Raw genomic sequence first — 13,012 nt, 5'->3', positions numbered from 1 at the left:
GCCGCGAGACTATCGGCCACGGCTCTGCCGCGGCGGGTGTGGCCCAGAAGACGCGCCGCCACCCGACCCCGGCCGCGCGGCGTCCGGGCCGGCCCGCGCCCCACCCGTCGCGCTGTCCGTCGGGTCGTCGGCCGGCTCCGGCCGGGCGTGCGCCGGGCCTGCCGGCGATGATTCCGGTACGCCCACAGCCGGCTCCGACCGGGCGGGCCCGCCCGGCTCCCGGATGGCCTGCACGGGCTGGCCGGCGCGCGGCAGCCCATCCGGTGGGCTCACGGCCCCCGCGAGCACCGGTATCTCCCGCGTCGGCACCTCCGGATGCACCTCGGCGACCCGGTACGTGTCGCGGCCGGCCGCCTTGGCCGCGTAGAGCGCGTCGTCGGCGGCCTCCAGCACCGCCCGCCCGGTGCTGCCGTTGTCCGGAAAGACGGCGATGCCCACCGACACGGTCACCAGGACCGGCCCGGCGTACGCCTCGACGGCGATCGGCGTCTCGCGGACCACCGCGCCGAGTCGCTCGGCCACGATCGCCGCGCCCCGCGCGTCGGTCTCCGGCAGCAGCAGAACGAACTCCTCACCGCCCTGTCGGAAGGCCAGGTCGACCTCACGGATCTCGCCGCGCACCCGCCGGGCGAACTCGGCGAGCACCGTGTCCCCCGCAGCGTGCCCGTACGTGTCGTTGACGTCCTTGAACCGGTCGAGGTCCAGCGCGAGGATGCTGAGCATCCGCCCGAAGCGGCTGGCCCGTTCCACCTCCCGCCGGATCGACTCGCGCAGGTAGCGGTAGTTCCACAGCCCGGTGAGCGGGTCGGTGAGCGAGAGCCGCTGCGCCTCCTCGTGCACCCGGACGTTGTCCACCGCGACCGCCGCATGGCTGGCGAAGGTGCGCAGGGTGACCAGGTCGTCGTCGTCGAACTCGTCGGCGCCCAACCGGTCGTAGAGGGCCAGCACGCCGAGCGCCGCGGCGGCACCGGCCTCGTCGGCAGCCCCCGGGGTCCCGCTGAGGGTGGCCGCGGCGCCGCCGCCGGGGGCGGCGAACGGGACCGCGACGTACGTGCGGCAGCGCGGCTCCCCCGACGGGGCCTCGGTCGGCTCGGCCCTGCCCCGCTGCGGTTCGCCGGTGGCGGCGACGGCACCGACCACGCCGACGCCCACCGGCACCCGAAGCGTCTGCGATCCGTCCGCGTCCCCCTCCGGCCAGCGCCCGTCCAATCCCTCGGTGCACTGAGCGACGAGCACCCCGCCGGTCTCCACCAGCAGCACGGCGCCGGCGCGCGCGCCGGTGGCTCCGATGGCGCTGCGCAGGATCACCCGCAGGATGCGTTGCAGGTCGTGTGTGCTGGCCAGGGTGTCACCGAGCACCGCGAGGTGCCCACGGAGCTGGTCCCGGTTGCTGGTCAGCGCCGCGACGTAGGACCCGGTCTCCCGGGTCATCCGGTTGAACGCGGCGGCCAGCCGGCCCAGCTCGTCACGGCTGCGTACCGGCACCCGGGCGGTCAGGTCGCCGTGGGCGACCCGGTCGACCGCGCCAGCCAACTCGACCAGCGGTCTGGTGGTCACCCGAGCCAGCCGCCAGGCGGTCAGCACGGCGAGCAGCCCGGCCAGCACGACCACCCCGACAAGCGTGGCGTGCAGCCCCGGCGGACGCTCGCTGGGCACGGAGAGCACCAGTGGCAGCGGCTCCGCGTCGGACGGGCCGATCCTCCGCACGTACCGACCCTCGCTGGTCTCGGTGACCCGCTCACCATCGACGGAGCTGGCGGCGGCCAGCACCGCGTCGCGTACCTCGCGGGACTCGGTCGTGTGGGTGACCCGCGCGGCGGTCGCTCCGCTGTCGAGCAGGGTGACCGCCACCCCGGTCACCGCCGCCAGCCGGGCGACGAAGGCCGGGTCGACAAGTTGCGCGGCGGTCACCCTGCCCCGGAGGGTGCCGGCGCGGTCGCGCAGGTCGACCTCGGTGGCCAGCGCGCGGACCGGGCTGGTCGAACCCGTGGTCGAGTCGGAGCAGTCCCGCCACGGGGTCGACGGCGCGCCGGGCGAGACGTAGGTGACCTGGCCGTCCACGTCGGTGATCAGCACCGCGGCGGCCAGGCCCCGGCTGACCACTTGAGCGGCGGCGACGGCCGGATCGGCGGTGAGGGCCACCGCGTCGGCGGCAGCGCGCAGCTGCTGGCAGAGCGCGTCGACCGAGGTACGCACGGTGGACGCCGCCACCGCCAGGCGCTCGATCGAGCGGCTGCGGTCGACAGCCGCGACGGTGGAGGCGACGAAGAGCGCGCCGAGCAGGACCGGCCCGAGCACCACCACGAGGAAGGCTGCTGTCAACCGCCCGCGTAGCGTCACTCGGTCCCCCCGGAAGTTCCGCCTCCGATGCTTGCGATGCTGACACAGAGCAACCGTGGGAGAGGCGTTGCGTCAGGAGTGTTGCGTGCCGGAATTTTCTGATGAAGCAGAAGTGGCCCGTGCGGCGAAGCGGGACGCCCGCGTCGAGCTGCTCGCCCGCCGCCGGTTGCTGCCCGGTCCCGCCCGGGTCGCCGCCGCCGGGCGCGTGCAGGCCGAGCTGGTCGCGCTGGTACGCCGGCTGCGCCCGCAGAGGATGACGGCGTACGTGCCGGTCGGCTCCGAACCGGGCGGCGCCGACCTGCCGGAGGTGCTGCGGGCGGCACTGCCAGCCGACGCCGAGTTGCTGCTGCCGGTGCTCCTCGCCGACCTCGATCTGGACTGGGCGGCGTATACCGGGCCGGACGACGTGATCGCCGCGGGTCGGGGTATCCGAGAGCCTGTTGGTGCCCGTCTCGGGGTGGCCGCCGTGGCGGACGCGGAGCTGGTGGTCGTACCCGCTCTCGCGGTCGACCGCCACGGTCGACGGCTCGGACGCGGCGGCGGCTCGTACGACCGCGCACTCGCCCGGGTGCCCGAGGCGACGCTGACGGTGGTGCCTCTGCACGACGGCGAGCTGGTTGAGGCGCTGCCGGCGGAGCCGCACGACCGCCGTGTCCGCGCGGTCGTCACCCCTGCCGACGGGGTGCGTACGCTTGATGGCGGCCCGGGTGCGGCGCAGGGTGTCGCGCCCCACACGTCCGCTGGACGAACCCGGGCCGAATGACGCACCATTGGCACTCGAATACGTCGAGTGCCAACTGGCTGAGCCCAGATCCGGAGGAGAACGTGCCCACGTACCAGTACGCCTGTACCGCGTGCGGTAACCAGCTCGAGGCGGTGCAGTCCTTCTCTGACGAGCCGCTGACCGAGTGCCCGGCGTGTCAGGGGCGGCTGCGCAAGGTCTTCAACTCGGTCGGCATCGTCTTCAAGGGCTCGGGCTTCTACCGCACCGACTCGCGGGCGTCCGGCTCCGAGGCGACGGCGGGTGGCGCGGCCAGCAAGCCGGCGAAGTCCGAGTCGTCCTCCGGTGAGGGATCCTCGTCGTCCTCGTCGTCCGGTTCCTCCTCCTCGTCGTCGGATTCGTCGTCCTCGGGGTCGTCGTCCTCTTCGGGGTCGTCCTCTTCGGGGTCGTCCTCGTCGGGTGGGTCGAGCGGCGGCAAGGCTCCGGCGGCCAGCTCCGCGTCCTGACCCGTCCGCCGCACGCACGGTCCTGACCCGTCCGCCGGACGCTCGCCGGACCCGGCGGGCCGGACCTTGATCCACTCGGGTTCATGGATGTCGGGCTGTCCCGGCTGCGCGATAGCCCGCTTTCCTTGACCTCGAGTCGATCAAGGTCGGTGCGATAGCAGGTCGAGCCGACTGGTGGGCGTTATCCACAGGGCGGCCGGTTATCCACAGGCACCGTCCGACGGCCGGCCGACCAGGGTGGGAACGGCCTAACCTGCCGCCACGGGTGTCGCTGCGGCACCCGGGGACGGGAGGCGGCAGAGACGATGGGTGATCCAGACTCCGCGCGGGCGTTGCGTCCGCTGCGCCGGCCCACCCTGCCCGGCGGACGCACCCTGCTCCGGGCCGGCCTGGTTGCCACGCTGCTCGGTCTGGCCGCCGCCGTTCTGCACACCCCGAGCAGTTGCCCGCCGACCACCGCGCCCTCCGAGGCATCCGCGGGAGCAGACCGCACGGCCGGGCAGGTCGACGAGGTCGGGCCGGCCGACCCCCACAGGACAGGCTCCACCGATCCGGGGCGGGCCGACCCCGACGGGCCAGGCCCCACCGACGCCGACAGGGCAGGCCCCACCGACGGAAGCGGAACGGCCGGGCCACCGCCGTCCGGCGCGACCGACGAAAGCGGCGCGCCCGCCGCGAGCGGAAGGACCAGGGCGCTGCCGCTGCCGAACGGCGCTGTCGGGGTGCCGGTCCGGTTGGCCGAGCCGGCCGCGCTGGCGGTGGTCCGCCCCGGAGCCCGGGTCGATTTGCTCGCGGCGGCGCCGGGTGGGGCAGGCAGCGAGGCAACGGTGCTCGCTCCCGCAGCGCTGGTGCTGGACGTGCTGGGTGCCGGCACGACCGACGGGACCTCGGCGCTCTATCTGGCACTCCGCCCCGACCAGGCACAACGCACCGTCGGGCTCCCCGAGGGCACCCGGTTCGCCATCGTCGTCCGCAGCTGAGTGCCAGCCCGCAGACCCTCCGCCGGGCCGCGAGCCGGCCGGGCCGTCCGAGGTCACCACGCAGCCGGCCGGGCCGTCCGAGGTCACCACGCAGCCGGCCGGGCCGACCGAGGTCACCACGCAGCCGGCCGGGCCGTCCGAGGTCACCACGCAGCCGGCCGGGCCGACCTCGTCGGGACCGGGCCGGCCGTCCGGGTCAGTCCCAGTGCGGAGGGCGTTCGGCGAGCAGCCAGTCGTCGTTGCCGCTCGCCCGCTCGCCCCAGCCGCGGTCGGTGTCGTCGGAGGTCTGCTCGGGCAGCACCACGAAATCTTCGCTCAGGTCGACGGCGCGCTCATCGTCGCCGCGCGCGCCCTGCGTGCCGGGGTCCTCGGTGCTCACGAGCGGCAAGACTAGCGCAGCCGACCGCAGGGGACCCGCGCCGACGATGGCACGCCGGCCAGAAACGACCGGGCCGCCGGCCGCGTTGGTAGCGTCGGACGGCGTGACGACCCCCAGCGGTGGCAGCACCCCGGACGACTACTGGCGACGCCCCGGCACCGGCGACGACGCGGTGGCGAATCAACCTCCCGCCGCGCCCGCGACGACACCGGCGAGCGCGTACGCCGGCCCGCCGCCGAGCGTGCCGCCGCCGACCGGCTGGCGTCCACCCGTACACCTGCAGCCGGCGCCGCCACGACGGCTGCCGCCGCAGGACATGGCCGACCTGGACGCGGCTGAGCAGCGCTCGCAGCGGGTGACCTACGGCTTCGGGGCGGCGGCCGGTGTGGTGCTGGTGGTCCTGGTCTGTCTGCTCTGCTCGCGGGTCATCTTCTGATCCGCGACGCGTCTGCCGGTCAGAGGGTGGTGCTCCAGACGGCCTCGGCGCCGGTGTGGCCGGTCAGATAGGCGTAGACCAGGGCGGCGATCGACAGCGCCACCACCGCCACCGCCAGCACCGGGGTGACCAGCGCCGGCAGCCGCGGCACCCGGGGGTGTCCGCTGGTCGCCACCAGCAGCAGGATGGCCGCGATCCCGAGCGGCACCACGATGCGGAACAGAATGTCGCCGTACCGGGAGTGCTCGAAGATCTGGTCGAGGATCTGACCCTGGAAGCCCCGGGCGACCAGCGCGTCGGTGAACGCCTCACCCGACTCGACGGCCACGAAGGCGGTCACCGGCGCGGCCACGGCGAGGAGGCCCAGGGCCCAGTCCAGCCGCTGCCGCCACCGCGGCAGCCCCACGTACGCGATGGACAGCACCGCCAGCAGCGGCACGAACACGACAACCGCGTGGACCACCAGGACGTGTACTGGTAGACCCAGGATCTCCTCGAACATCGAACCCTCCAGGTCGATCATGGTCTGAGGATGGTCAGCGTACGGTCCGCCGGTCGTCCCCAGGCTCTCGACCGGACACACGCGCGGCACCTCGATCGGGTTCATCGTCGCTGGCCCGCGCTCCTGATCTTTCGGGATGTGTCGATGGCCACCCGGGCCGGGTGGCGGTTGTCGATGCTGGTCGGGCGTGCTGTCATTGGCAAATGTCCGGTACCGAGGAGCTCCTGCGATCGAAGGGCCTGCGTGTCACGCGGCCACGCCTCGCGGTGCTCGACGTGCTGGCCGGCGGCGGCCACCTGGAGGTCGACGAGATCACCCGGCGGGTCCGCGAACGCCTCGACTCGGTCTCCACCCAGGCGGTCTACGACGTGCTGGGTGCGCTGTCCCGGGCCGGGCTGTCCCGGCGGATCGAGCCGGCCGGCGGTCCTGCCCGCTACGAGGCACGCGTGGGCGACAACCACCACCATGTGGTCTGCCGGGGCTGCGGCGAGATCGCCGACATCGACTGCGCGGTGGGCAGCGCCCCGTGCCTGGAGCCGAACGTGGCGCACGGGTTCGAGGTGGACGAGGCGGAAGTGACCTTCTGGGGCCTCTGCCCGAGCTGCCGGGCCCGCCGCTCCGCCGACGTCTGAGCGCCGGCAGTACGTGGCCGACGAGGCCGCCCCGGCCGTGGCACTCTTGGACGGTGGACTCCGATGACCTCGGCCTCTTCGGTCCGGGTTCGGTCACGTGGAAGGTGCACGAGGAGCCGATCCTGATCGTCGCTGGCCTGCGCTCGCTCTACCTCCAGGCGTTGCACCCCCGGGCGATGGCCGGGGTCGCGCAGAACAGCAACTACCGCACCGATGCCTGGGGCCGCCTGGTCCGCACCAGCACCTACGTGGGGACCACCGTCTACGGGACGACCGCCGAGGCGGAGGCGGCGGGGGCCCGGCTGCGCCGGTTGCACGCCCGGCTGCGGGCCACCGACCCGCTCACCGGCGAGGAGTTCCGGATCGACGACCCGGACCTGCTGCGGTGGGTGCACGTCACCGAGGTCGAGTCGTTCCTCAGCACGGCCCGGCGTGCCGGGCTGCCGCTCAGCGACGACGAGGTGGACGGCTACTACACCGAGCAGCGCCGCTCCGCCGCCCTGGTCGGCCTGGACCCGGCCACCGTCCCGGGCACCGCGGCTGAGGTCACGGACTACTACCGCACCGTACGGCCGCAGTTGCGGATGACCCGGGAGGCCGCCGAGACGGCGCTCTTCCTCACCGCTCCGCCGCTGCCGTGGAAGCTCAGCCTGCCGGCCCGGTTGGGGCTCACCCTCGGCCCGCCGCGCTGGGCGTACCTGGGGATCGCCGGCACCGCGTTCGCACTGCTGCCGGCGTGGGCGCGCCGGATGTACGGCGGACTCGGTCTGCCTACCACCGCACTGTCGGCGGACCTGAGCGTGCGCGCACTGCGGCTCGCGTTCACTGCCGTCCCCCGTCGCTATGTGGAGGGACCGTTGATGCAGGCCGCCAAGGAGCGGGCCGCGCGCCACGCCGCTACTCCGCTGGCCGGCTGACCTGTCCTTTGCGCCCGGGGGGGTCAACCGTCGGCGGGGCGGTCCATGGCCGCCCACGGCTCCTTGCCCGGCACCTGCGCGCCGGCCGGGCAGTGCCGGCGAAAGTCGCACCAGCCACAGCGCGAGCTGGGTGCCACCGGGAACGCCTCGTCCGCGTCGGCGCCGTCCGCGACCGCCCGTTCGGCGGCCATGATGTCGCGGGCCGTCTCCTCCGCGCGGGTCAACTGCCGGGCCAGCGACTCGACGGTGTGGTCGTGGCCGGCGACCGTGCCGGTCGGCAGGTGGTGCAGCTCCACCCGACGGCACGGTCGGCGGAACACCCGCTCGGCCGCGTACGCGTAGAGCGCCAACGCCTGCGAGCCCCGGGCGTCGTCCGTGTCCAGCCCGGTGCGACCGGTCTTGTAGTCGACGATGACCAGCTCCGGCCCCTCCGGCCCGGGCCGCGAGTCGATCCGGTCGGTGCGGCCGTTGAACGCCAGCACGGCGGTCTTGACCGCCACCACCCGCTCCACGCCGAGCGGGTCGGTATCCGGCTCCAGCGTCTCGACGTACGCCTCCAACCAACCCAACGCCCGCCGGTAGGCGGCCCGCTCCTGCTCGTCGTCGCGGTAGCCCTCGCGGACCCAGGTGCCCTTGAGCAGGGTGGCCAAGGCTTCGGGGCGGCGTCGGTCAGCGGGCAGCGCATACCAGTTTTTGAGAGCGGTGTGCACGCTGGCGCCGAGCGAGTTGTGCGCCCATGGCGGGCCCTTGGGCGGGGCCGGCCGGTCGACGTAGGAGTAACGGTAGCGGCGTGGGCAGTCCGCGTACGCGCCGAGCTTGCTCGGGGTGCACACGAACAGCCGCTCCGGCATGCCTTCGAAGCCGAGCTGCTCGGCGTCGCCGGCGCGCTGTTTCGGGGCCCGGCCGCCGGCGGCGGGTCGGCCCGCTGAGGAGGATCGTCGCACGCCTGCGATCCTGCCATCCACCTCCGACACCGTGGGTGTGCCGGTCAGGTCATGTTGACGTACTGCGTGACGAAGGCGAACACCGCGTCGGCGATGAGCTGCACGGCGATCGCGGCCAGCAGCAGGCCGGCGATCCGGGTCAGCACCTCGATCCCGCCGGGACGCAGGATCTTCACGATGCCACCGGAGAAGCGCAGCACGATCCAGACCGCGAGCATCACGGCGAGGATCGCCACGGCGATGGCGGTGAAGTCACCCAGCCCGTCGGCCTGCTGGACGAAGAGCATGGTGGCAACGATGGCGCCCGGACCGGCCAGCAACGGGGTGCCCAGCGGCACCAGCGCGATGTTCGAGGTGGCGTCCGAGCTCGGGCCGTCGGTCTTACCGGTCAGCAGCTCCAGGGCGACGAGTACGAGCAGCAGCCCACCGGCGGCCTGCAACGCTGGCAGGTCCACGTGCAGGTAGTCCAGCAGGGTCTGCCCCGCCACCGCGAAGACCACGATCACGCCCAACGCCAGCGTGACGGCCTGCCAGGCCGCCCGATTGCGGTCGCGGGCGGGCAGCGGGCCGGTCAACGCCAGGAAGATCGGCATCATGCCCGGCGGGTCAGTGATCACCAGCAGGGTCACGAAAACCTCGCCGAACAGCTTCAGATCCACGTGATCAACCTAGCCGCGCCGCCAAGCGCCGAAACTGGGATCAGCCGGAAGCGACCTCGGTCACCCCTTCGGCGATGATCCGCTCGTACGCGTCGATGCTGGTGCTGAACGCTCCGAGCTGGACGGTCTTGTGGGTGCCGTGGAAATCCGACGAGCCGGTGACGAGCAGGCCCAGCTCGGCGGCGAGCGTCCGCACGTGCTCCCGCTCGGCCGGGCTGTGGTCCTCGTGGTCGGCCTCGAGCCCGGCCAGCCCGGCGGCGGCCAGCTCGGCGATCAGCTCGTCGGGCACCACCCGGCCGCGCCGCGTGGCCCGAGGATGGGCGAAGACCGGCACGCCGCCGGCCGACCGGACCAGACGGATCGCCCGGAACACGTCGATGTCGTCCTTGGGGAGCCGGTACCGCTCGCCCAGCCAGTCCGGGCCGAACGCCTCGCGGGTACTGCCGACCAGGCCGGCCCGGATCAGCGCCTGCGCGATGTGCGGGCGGCCCACGGTGCCGCCGCCCGCACCAGCCAGGATGTCCGGCCAGCTCACGTCGATGCCGTCGGCGCGCAGCAGCGCCACGATCCGTTCGCCGCGCTCTTCCCGGGCGGCCCGCACCCGGACCAGCTCGGCCACCAGTTCCGGGTGCTCGGGGTCGAACAGGTACGCCAGCAGGTGCAGCGGCACCGCTGGCTGCGCGCCGGACCAGCGGCAGGACAACTCCGCGCCGCGGATCAGGCGTACTCCCGGCGGCAGCGCGCCCACGGCCGGCGCCCAGCCGGCGGTGGTGTCGTGGTCGGTGATCGCCAGCACGTCCAGTCCGGCCGTGGAGGCCGCGCGGACCAGCTCGGCCGGGGTCAGCGTGCCGTCGCTGGCCGTCGAGTGGGTGTGCAGATCGATCCGCGGGACGGAGCCGGTACGCGAGGTCACCGTGCGACGCTACCGAGAAACCACCGAGCCCGGCTCACGGAGGTGACCCCGGCCGCGTGGGCTCAGAAGTTGGCCACCAGGACCGGCCGGTCGCCGGCTGGCACGCCGGGCACCGGGGCGGCGCTGGCCGGCCTCCCTGCCCGCACCCGGTTGACATCGACCCGGACCAGCTCGCCAGCGTCGTCGAGGTACGAGGCGTGGGACTCGTTGCTCCAGATGATCGCGCCGGTCATCGGCGGCCCGGCCGAAACGGCGGTGGTGCTCGGCCCGAGCCGCAACAGGTCGACCAGCAGTGCTCGGCCGGCCTTGCCGACCGACCCGTTCACCAGCAGCCACCGCCCGTCGGCGGAGATCCCGCCGACTCCGTCCTGGCTCAGCTCCGGACCGCAACCGGTGTCCACCGGGTTCAGGGGACGCGTCGGTTCGAGCACGGCCAGGCAGGTTCGGCCCGGATCGGTCGTGGAGACCTGACCGACGAGCCGCCCGTCGGGCAGCCTTCCGTAGACGTTGAGGGTCTTCTGGTCGACGGCCTCGGGCAACTGCCCGGCACCGGGCCGCCACAGGGTATGACCGGCGTTGGCCGGGTCGAGTCGGACCAGCACGCTGTCACCGACGAACCGGACAGGTTCCGCGGCTGCGGGCGCCGGGGTGCGCACCGCCCCGATGAGCTGGGTGCCGACCACGCCTGCCGTCAGCAGATCGCTGCCGTCGCGCCAGGCGACCTGGCGGCTGTCCGGTGCCAGGACGATCGGGCCCGCCCCAGCCAACAGCACCTGCACCAATCCGTCGTTCTGCACCACCCAGAGGGAGCGACCTGCGGTGGTCGGCGTGCTGACCACCAGCCAACCACCGCCGCCGGGCAGGAGCTGGGCGCGTTCGGCCGGCCCGACGTCGGGCAGCACCAGCCGCCGTCCGTCGGCGCTGACCAGGGTCTCGCTCACGAGCAGGGCAGCGGACGTTCCGGGTGAGGGGTCGGGACCGGGAACGCTGGTCGGGATCGGCCGGATGGACGGGTCCGGGTCACCGATCACCACGGTGGGTGTCCCGTCCCGCCCGGTCTCGGTGCCGAGCTGGGCCATGCCGGCGCTGAGCAGCACGGTGGCGACCGCCGCGAGGGCGACGCCCGCCGCGGTGCGCCGACGCGAGATCCGGTTCGCGCGGCGGATGGCCTGGCCCGCAGGGTCGGCACCCAGCGGGCGGGCAAGGGCGACCTGGCGCGAGAGGGTCTCCCGCACCGCACCTTCGAGCTCCTCAGGCCGCACCTGGTATGAACGCCGCGGGCCGTCCGTCAGGTTGTCGGGCCGGCCTGGGAATCCGCTCACTGCTGCTCCCCGGAGCGCGTGCCGACGGGCACGGCCGCCGGGGCGGGGGGCAGCACGACCTGCGGGCCGATCGGACGCGGCGCGGCTGGGCGGGGAGTGGCCGGGCGTGGCACGGGTCGGCCAGCCGTCTGCCGGGGTCGCAGCGTCGCGGCAGCACCGGTGGTGGGGACCTGTCCGCTCGGGGCACCCGAGCCCCGTGGCCGGGCGACACCGGCTGCGGCCGGCTGGCCGGCAGTGCCGGCTGCGGCCGATTTCCCGGCGGTGCCGGCTGCGGCAGCCAGGTCCGGTGCGTCGGCGCCCATCCGGCGGCGCAGCGTGGCCAGCGCTCGGGACGACTGGCTCTTCACGGTGCCCGGTGAAATGTCCAGCATCGCGGCGGTCTGCGCCTCCGACATGTCCTCGTAGTAGCGCAGTACCAAAACCGCCCGCTGCCGGACGGGCAGCGCCCTGAGATGCCGCCAGAGCAGGTCACGGTCAAGCTGCTGCTCGATCTCGTCGACACCGGCCCGCTCGGGCAGCACCTCGGTCGGGCGTTCACCGTGCCAGCGCCGCCGCCACCAACTCGTCGACGTGTTCACCATTACACGCCGGGCGTACGGCTCGACCGCCTCGATGCCACCGAGCCGCTTCCATGCGAGGTAGGTCTTGGTCAGCGCCGTCTGGAGCAGATCTTCGGCCGTGGCCCAGTCCCCGGTGAGCAGGTAAGCAGTGCGTAGGAGCGCGGCGGAGCGGGCCGCGACGAACTCGCGGAACTGCTCCTCCAACGAGTCCTTGCTCGCCACCGCCCACCTCCACACCCCAGTCGTCCTGGCAGAGTGCCACGTCAGAGGCGTTCTGGTCCATGACGAAAGGTGCGCACTTACTCCGATGTTCGGTCGAAAACCTTCACGCGCCGTCGTCGGCCTTGGCCTCGTCGGCCTCCTTGCCGAGCCGGGCCTCGACCGCCTGCGGCTCGTACATCTCCTCGACCACGCGCAGGTACAGCTCGTTGGGGTTGGGCAGGTTCTTGATCTCGCGGAGCGCCTGCTCCTGGCCAGCGGACTCCAGCACGAAGGTGCCGTAGTTGAGCGCTCGACCGGTCGGCGTCTGCTCGTACTTCATGTCGGTGACCCGGACCAGCGGCATCATGGCGACCCGGCGGGTGATGAGGCCGGCGACCACCATGACCCGCTTGTTGGTCAGGATGAACCGGTCATACCACCAGTCTGCGACCTTCCAGGCCACCCAGCCCATCACGGCGAACCAGAGCAGCACGGCGATGGTGGTCAGCGCGCCCACGTTCTGACCGGCGAGAAAGCCGGAGAGGTAGCCGAGCACGAAGGTCGCCGCGATGCCGATCAACAGCGGGGTGGTGAGGTGGATCCAGTGCCGCTTCCACTCACCCCGGTAGCGCTCGGTGGGGAAGAGGTAGCGGGCAACCAACGAGCTGGGCTCGTCTTCCAGTGGCAGCACCCGCCGAGGGGTCGAGCCGGTCGCGTCGGCACGCAACCCGGCCAGCTCGTCCTCGGAGATCTGCGGCGGCTGGTAGCCGGACTCCGGATCGCGGATCCACGCCCGCCCGGAACGACCCTGACCGGCATAGCCGGGCCCGTCGCCATAGCCGACGTCGTCCGAAAGGGACGGACCGTCGGACAGGCTGGGCCCGGCCCCGTAGCCCGGGCCGTCATCAGGCCCGATCCGCGGGATCGGCTCGGTGTCACGCTCGCGGCGTTCCCGGTCGGGGTCGTCCGGGTCGAAGGGTGGACCGGAGGGGCTGCCCAT

Annotated in this window: 15 protein-coding genes and 1 pseudogene; 6 read left to right on the top strand and 10 right to left on the bottom strand. The window is 73.4% G+C overall.

Annotated features, from left to right (window positions below; genetic code table 11):
* Window positions 1-9 precede the first annotated feature (9 nt).
* A complete protein-coding gene (locus PCA76_RS03695) occupies window positions 10-2,340 on the bottom strand; it encodes a diguanylate cyclase (RefSeq protein WP_272615296.1) in 2,331 nt (776 codons plus the stop codon).
* A gap of 85 nt (window positions 2,341-2,425) precedes the next feature.
* Between PCA76_RS03695 and PCA76_RS03690 the strand changes: the two genes are divergently transcribed.
* Together PCA76_RS03690 and PCA76_RS03685 are read left to right on the top strand one after the other, a co-directional pair.
* On the top strand, window positions 2,426-3,103 hold the full coding sequence (locus tag PCA76_RS03690) for a 5-formyltetrahydrofolate cyclo-ligase (RefSeq protein ID WP_272615295.1): 678 nt from the start codon (window positions 2,426-2,428) through the stop codon (window positions 3,101-3,103).
* Window positions 3,100-3,258, top strand: a pseudogene (locus PCA76_RS03685) (FmdB family zinc ribbon protein); the annotation flags it as partial. The gene PCA76_RS03690 and the pseudogene PCA76_RS03685, both read left to right, overlap by 4 nt.
* A gap of 62 nt (window positions 3,259-3,320) precedes the next feature.
* Here the strand turns inward: PCA76_RS03685 and PCA76_RS03680 are convergent.
* Entirely contained in the window at window positions 3,321-3,581 is a 261-nt protein-coding gene (locus tag PCA76_RS03680; protein WP_272619828.1) for a hypothetical protein, read from the bottom strand.
* A gap of 291 nt (window positions 3,582-3,872) precedes the next feature.
* On the opposite strand from PCA76_RS03680, the gene PCA76_RS03675 reads away from it, so the two are divergent.
* Window positions 3,873-4,547, top strand: a complete 675-nt coding sequence (locus PCA76_RS03675) for a flagellar biosynthesis protein FlgA (protein WP_272615294.1) — start codon at window positions 3,873-3,875, stop codon at window positions 4,545-4,547.
* A gap of 196 nt (window positions 4,548-4,743) precedes the next feature.
* Here the strand turns inward: PCA76_RS03675 and PCA76_RS03670 are convergent, their stop codons facing one another.
* A complete protein-coding gene (locus PCA76_RS03670) occupies window positions 4,744-4,926 on the bottom strand; it encodes a hypothetical protein (RefSeq protein WP_272615293.1) in 183 nt (60 codons plus the stop codon).
* Between the two features lie 103 nt (window positions 4,927-5,029).
* On the opposite strand from PCA76_RS03670, the gene PCA76_RS03665 reads away from it, so the two are divergent.
* The gene (locus tag PCA76_RS03665) at window positions 5,030-5,362 is read left to right on the top strand and encodes a hypothetical protein (protein WP_272615292.1); all 333 of its coding nucleotides are present in this window, start codon (window positions 5,030-5,032) and stop codon (window positions 5,360-5,362) included.
* A gap of 19 nt (window positions 5,363-5,381) precedes the next feature.
* On the opposite strand, the gene PCA76_RS03660 is transcribed toward PCA76_RS03665, so the two are convergent.
* Window positions 5,382-5,864, bottom strand: a complete 483-nt coding sequence (locus PCA76_RS03660) for a DUF2231 domain-containing protein (RefSeq protein ID WP_272619155.1) — start codon at window positions 5,862-5,864, stop codon at window positions 5,382-5,384.
* A 203-nt stretch (window positions 5,865-6,067) separates the two neighbouring features.
* On the opposite strand from PCA76_RS03660, the gene PCA76_RS03655 reads away from it, so the two are divergent.
* On the top strand, window positions 6,068-6,496 hold the full coding sequence (locus PCA76_RS03655) for a Fur family transcriptional regulator (protein ID WP_272615291.1): 429 nt from the start codon (window positions 6,068-6,070) through the stop codon (window positions 6,494-6,496).
* Between the two features lie 53 nt (window positions 6,497-6,549).
* On the top strand, window positions 6,550-7,413 hold the full coding sequence (locus tag PCA76_RS03650) for an oxygenase MpaB family protein (RefSeq protein WP_272615289.1): 864 nt from the start codon (window positions 6,550-6,552) through the stop codon (window positions 7,411-7,413).
* A gap of 23 nt (window positions 7,414-7,436) precedes the next feature.
* Here PCA76_RS03650 and PCA76_RS03645 read toward each other — a convergent pair whose 3' ends face one another.
* From PCA76_RS03645 to PCA76_RS03620, 6 genes are all read right to left on the bottom strand, one after another.
* Window positions 7,437-8,357, bottom strand: a complete 921-nt coding sequence (locus tag PCA76_RS03645; protein WP_272615288.1) for a RecB family exonuclease — start codon at window positions 8,355-8,357, stop codon at window positions 7,437-7,439.
* Window positions 8,358-8,401: 44 nt separating this feature from the next.
* The gene (locus PCA76_RS03640) at window positions 8,402-9,016 is read right to left on the bottom strand and encodes a MarC family protein (protein WP_272615287.1); all 615 of its coding nucleotides are present in this window, start codon (window positions 9,014-9,016) and stop codon (window positions 8,402-8,404) included.
* A gap of 40 nt (window positions 9,017-9,056) precedes the next feature.
* The gene (locus tag PCA76_RS03635) at window positions 9,057-9,929 is read right to left on the bottom strand and encodes a PHP domain-containing protein (RefSeq protein WP_272615285.1); all 873 of its coding nucleotides are present in this window, start codon (window positions 9,927-9,929) and stop codon (window positions 9,057-9,059) included.
* A 62-nt stretch (window positions 9,930-9,991) separates the two neighbouring features.
* A complete protein-coding gene (locus tag PCA76_RS03630) occupies window positions 9,992-11,251 on the bottom strand; it encodes a hypothetical protein (protein WP_272615284.1) in 1,260 nt (419 codons plus the stop codon).
* Complete coding sequence (locus PCA76_RS03625; protein ID WP_272615282.1) at window positions 11,248-12,033, bottom strand: SigE family RNA polymerase sigma factor; 786 nt, start codon at window positions 12,031-12,033, stop codon at window positions 11,248-11,250. Before PCA76_RS03625 ends, PCA76_RS03630 begins: the two co-directional genes overlap by 4 nt.
* A 103-nt stretch (window positions 12,034-12,136) precedes the next feature.
* A complete protein-coding gene (locus PCA76_RS03620; protein WP_272615280.1) occupies window positions 12,137-13,012 on the bottom strand; it encodes a PH domain-containing protein in 876 nt (291 codons plus the stop codon).

Origin of the sequence: Micromonospora sp. LH3U1 (assembly GCF_028475105.1) — a bacterium.
Taxonomy (GTDB): domain Bacteria; phylum Actinomycetota; class Actinomycetes; order Mycobacteriales; family Micromonosporaceae; genus Micromonospora.
The sequence above is the reverse complement of the archived record's forward strand: the minus strand, read 5'-3'. Positions and strand labels throughout refer to the sequence as shown.

Coding starts and splice junctions, on each gene's coding strand:
- PCA76_RS03675 (WP_272615294.1), top strand. CDS start 3,873: ATGGGTGATCCAGACTCCGCGCGGGCGTTGCGTCCGCTGCGCCGGCCC.
- PCA76_RS03660 (WP_272619155.1), bottom strand. CDS start 5,864: ATGTTCGAGGAGATCCTGGGTCTACCAGTACACGTCCTGGTGGTCCAC.
- PCA76_RS03655 (WP_272615291.1), top strand. CDS start 6,068: ATGTCCGGTACCGAGGAGCTCCTGCGATCGAAGGGCCTGCGTGTCACG.
- PCA76_RS03620 (WP_272615280.1), bottom strand. CDS start 13,012: ATGGGCAGCCCCTCCGGTCCACCCTTCGACCCGGACGACCCCGACCGG.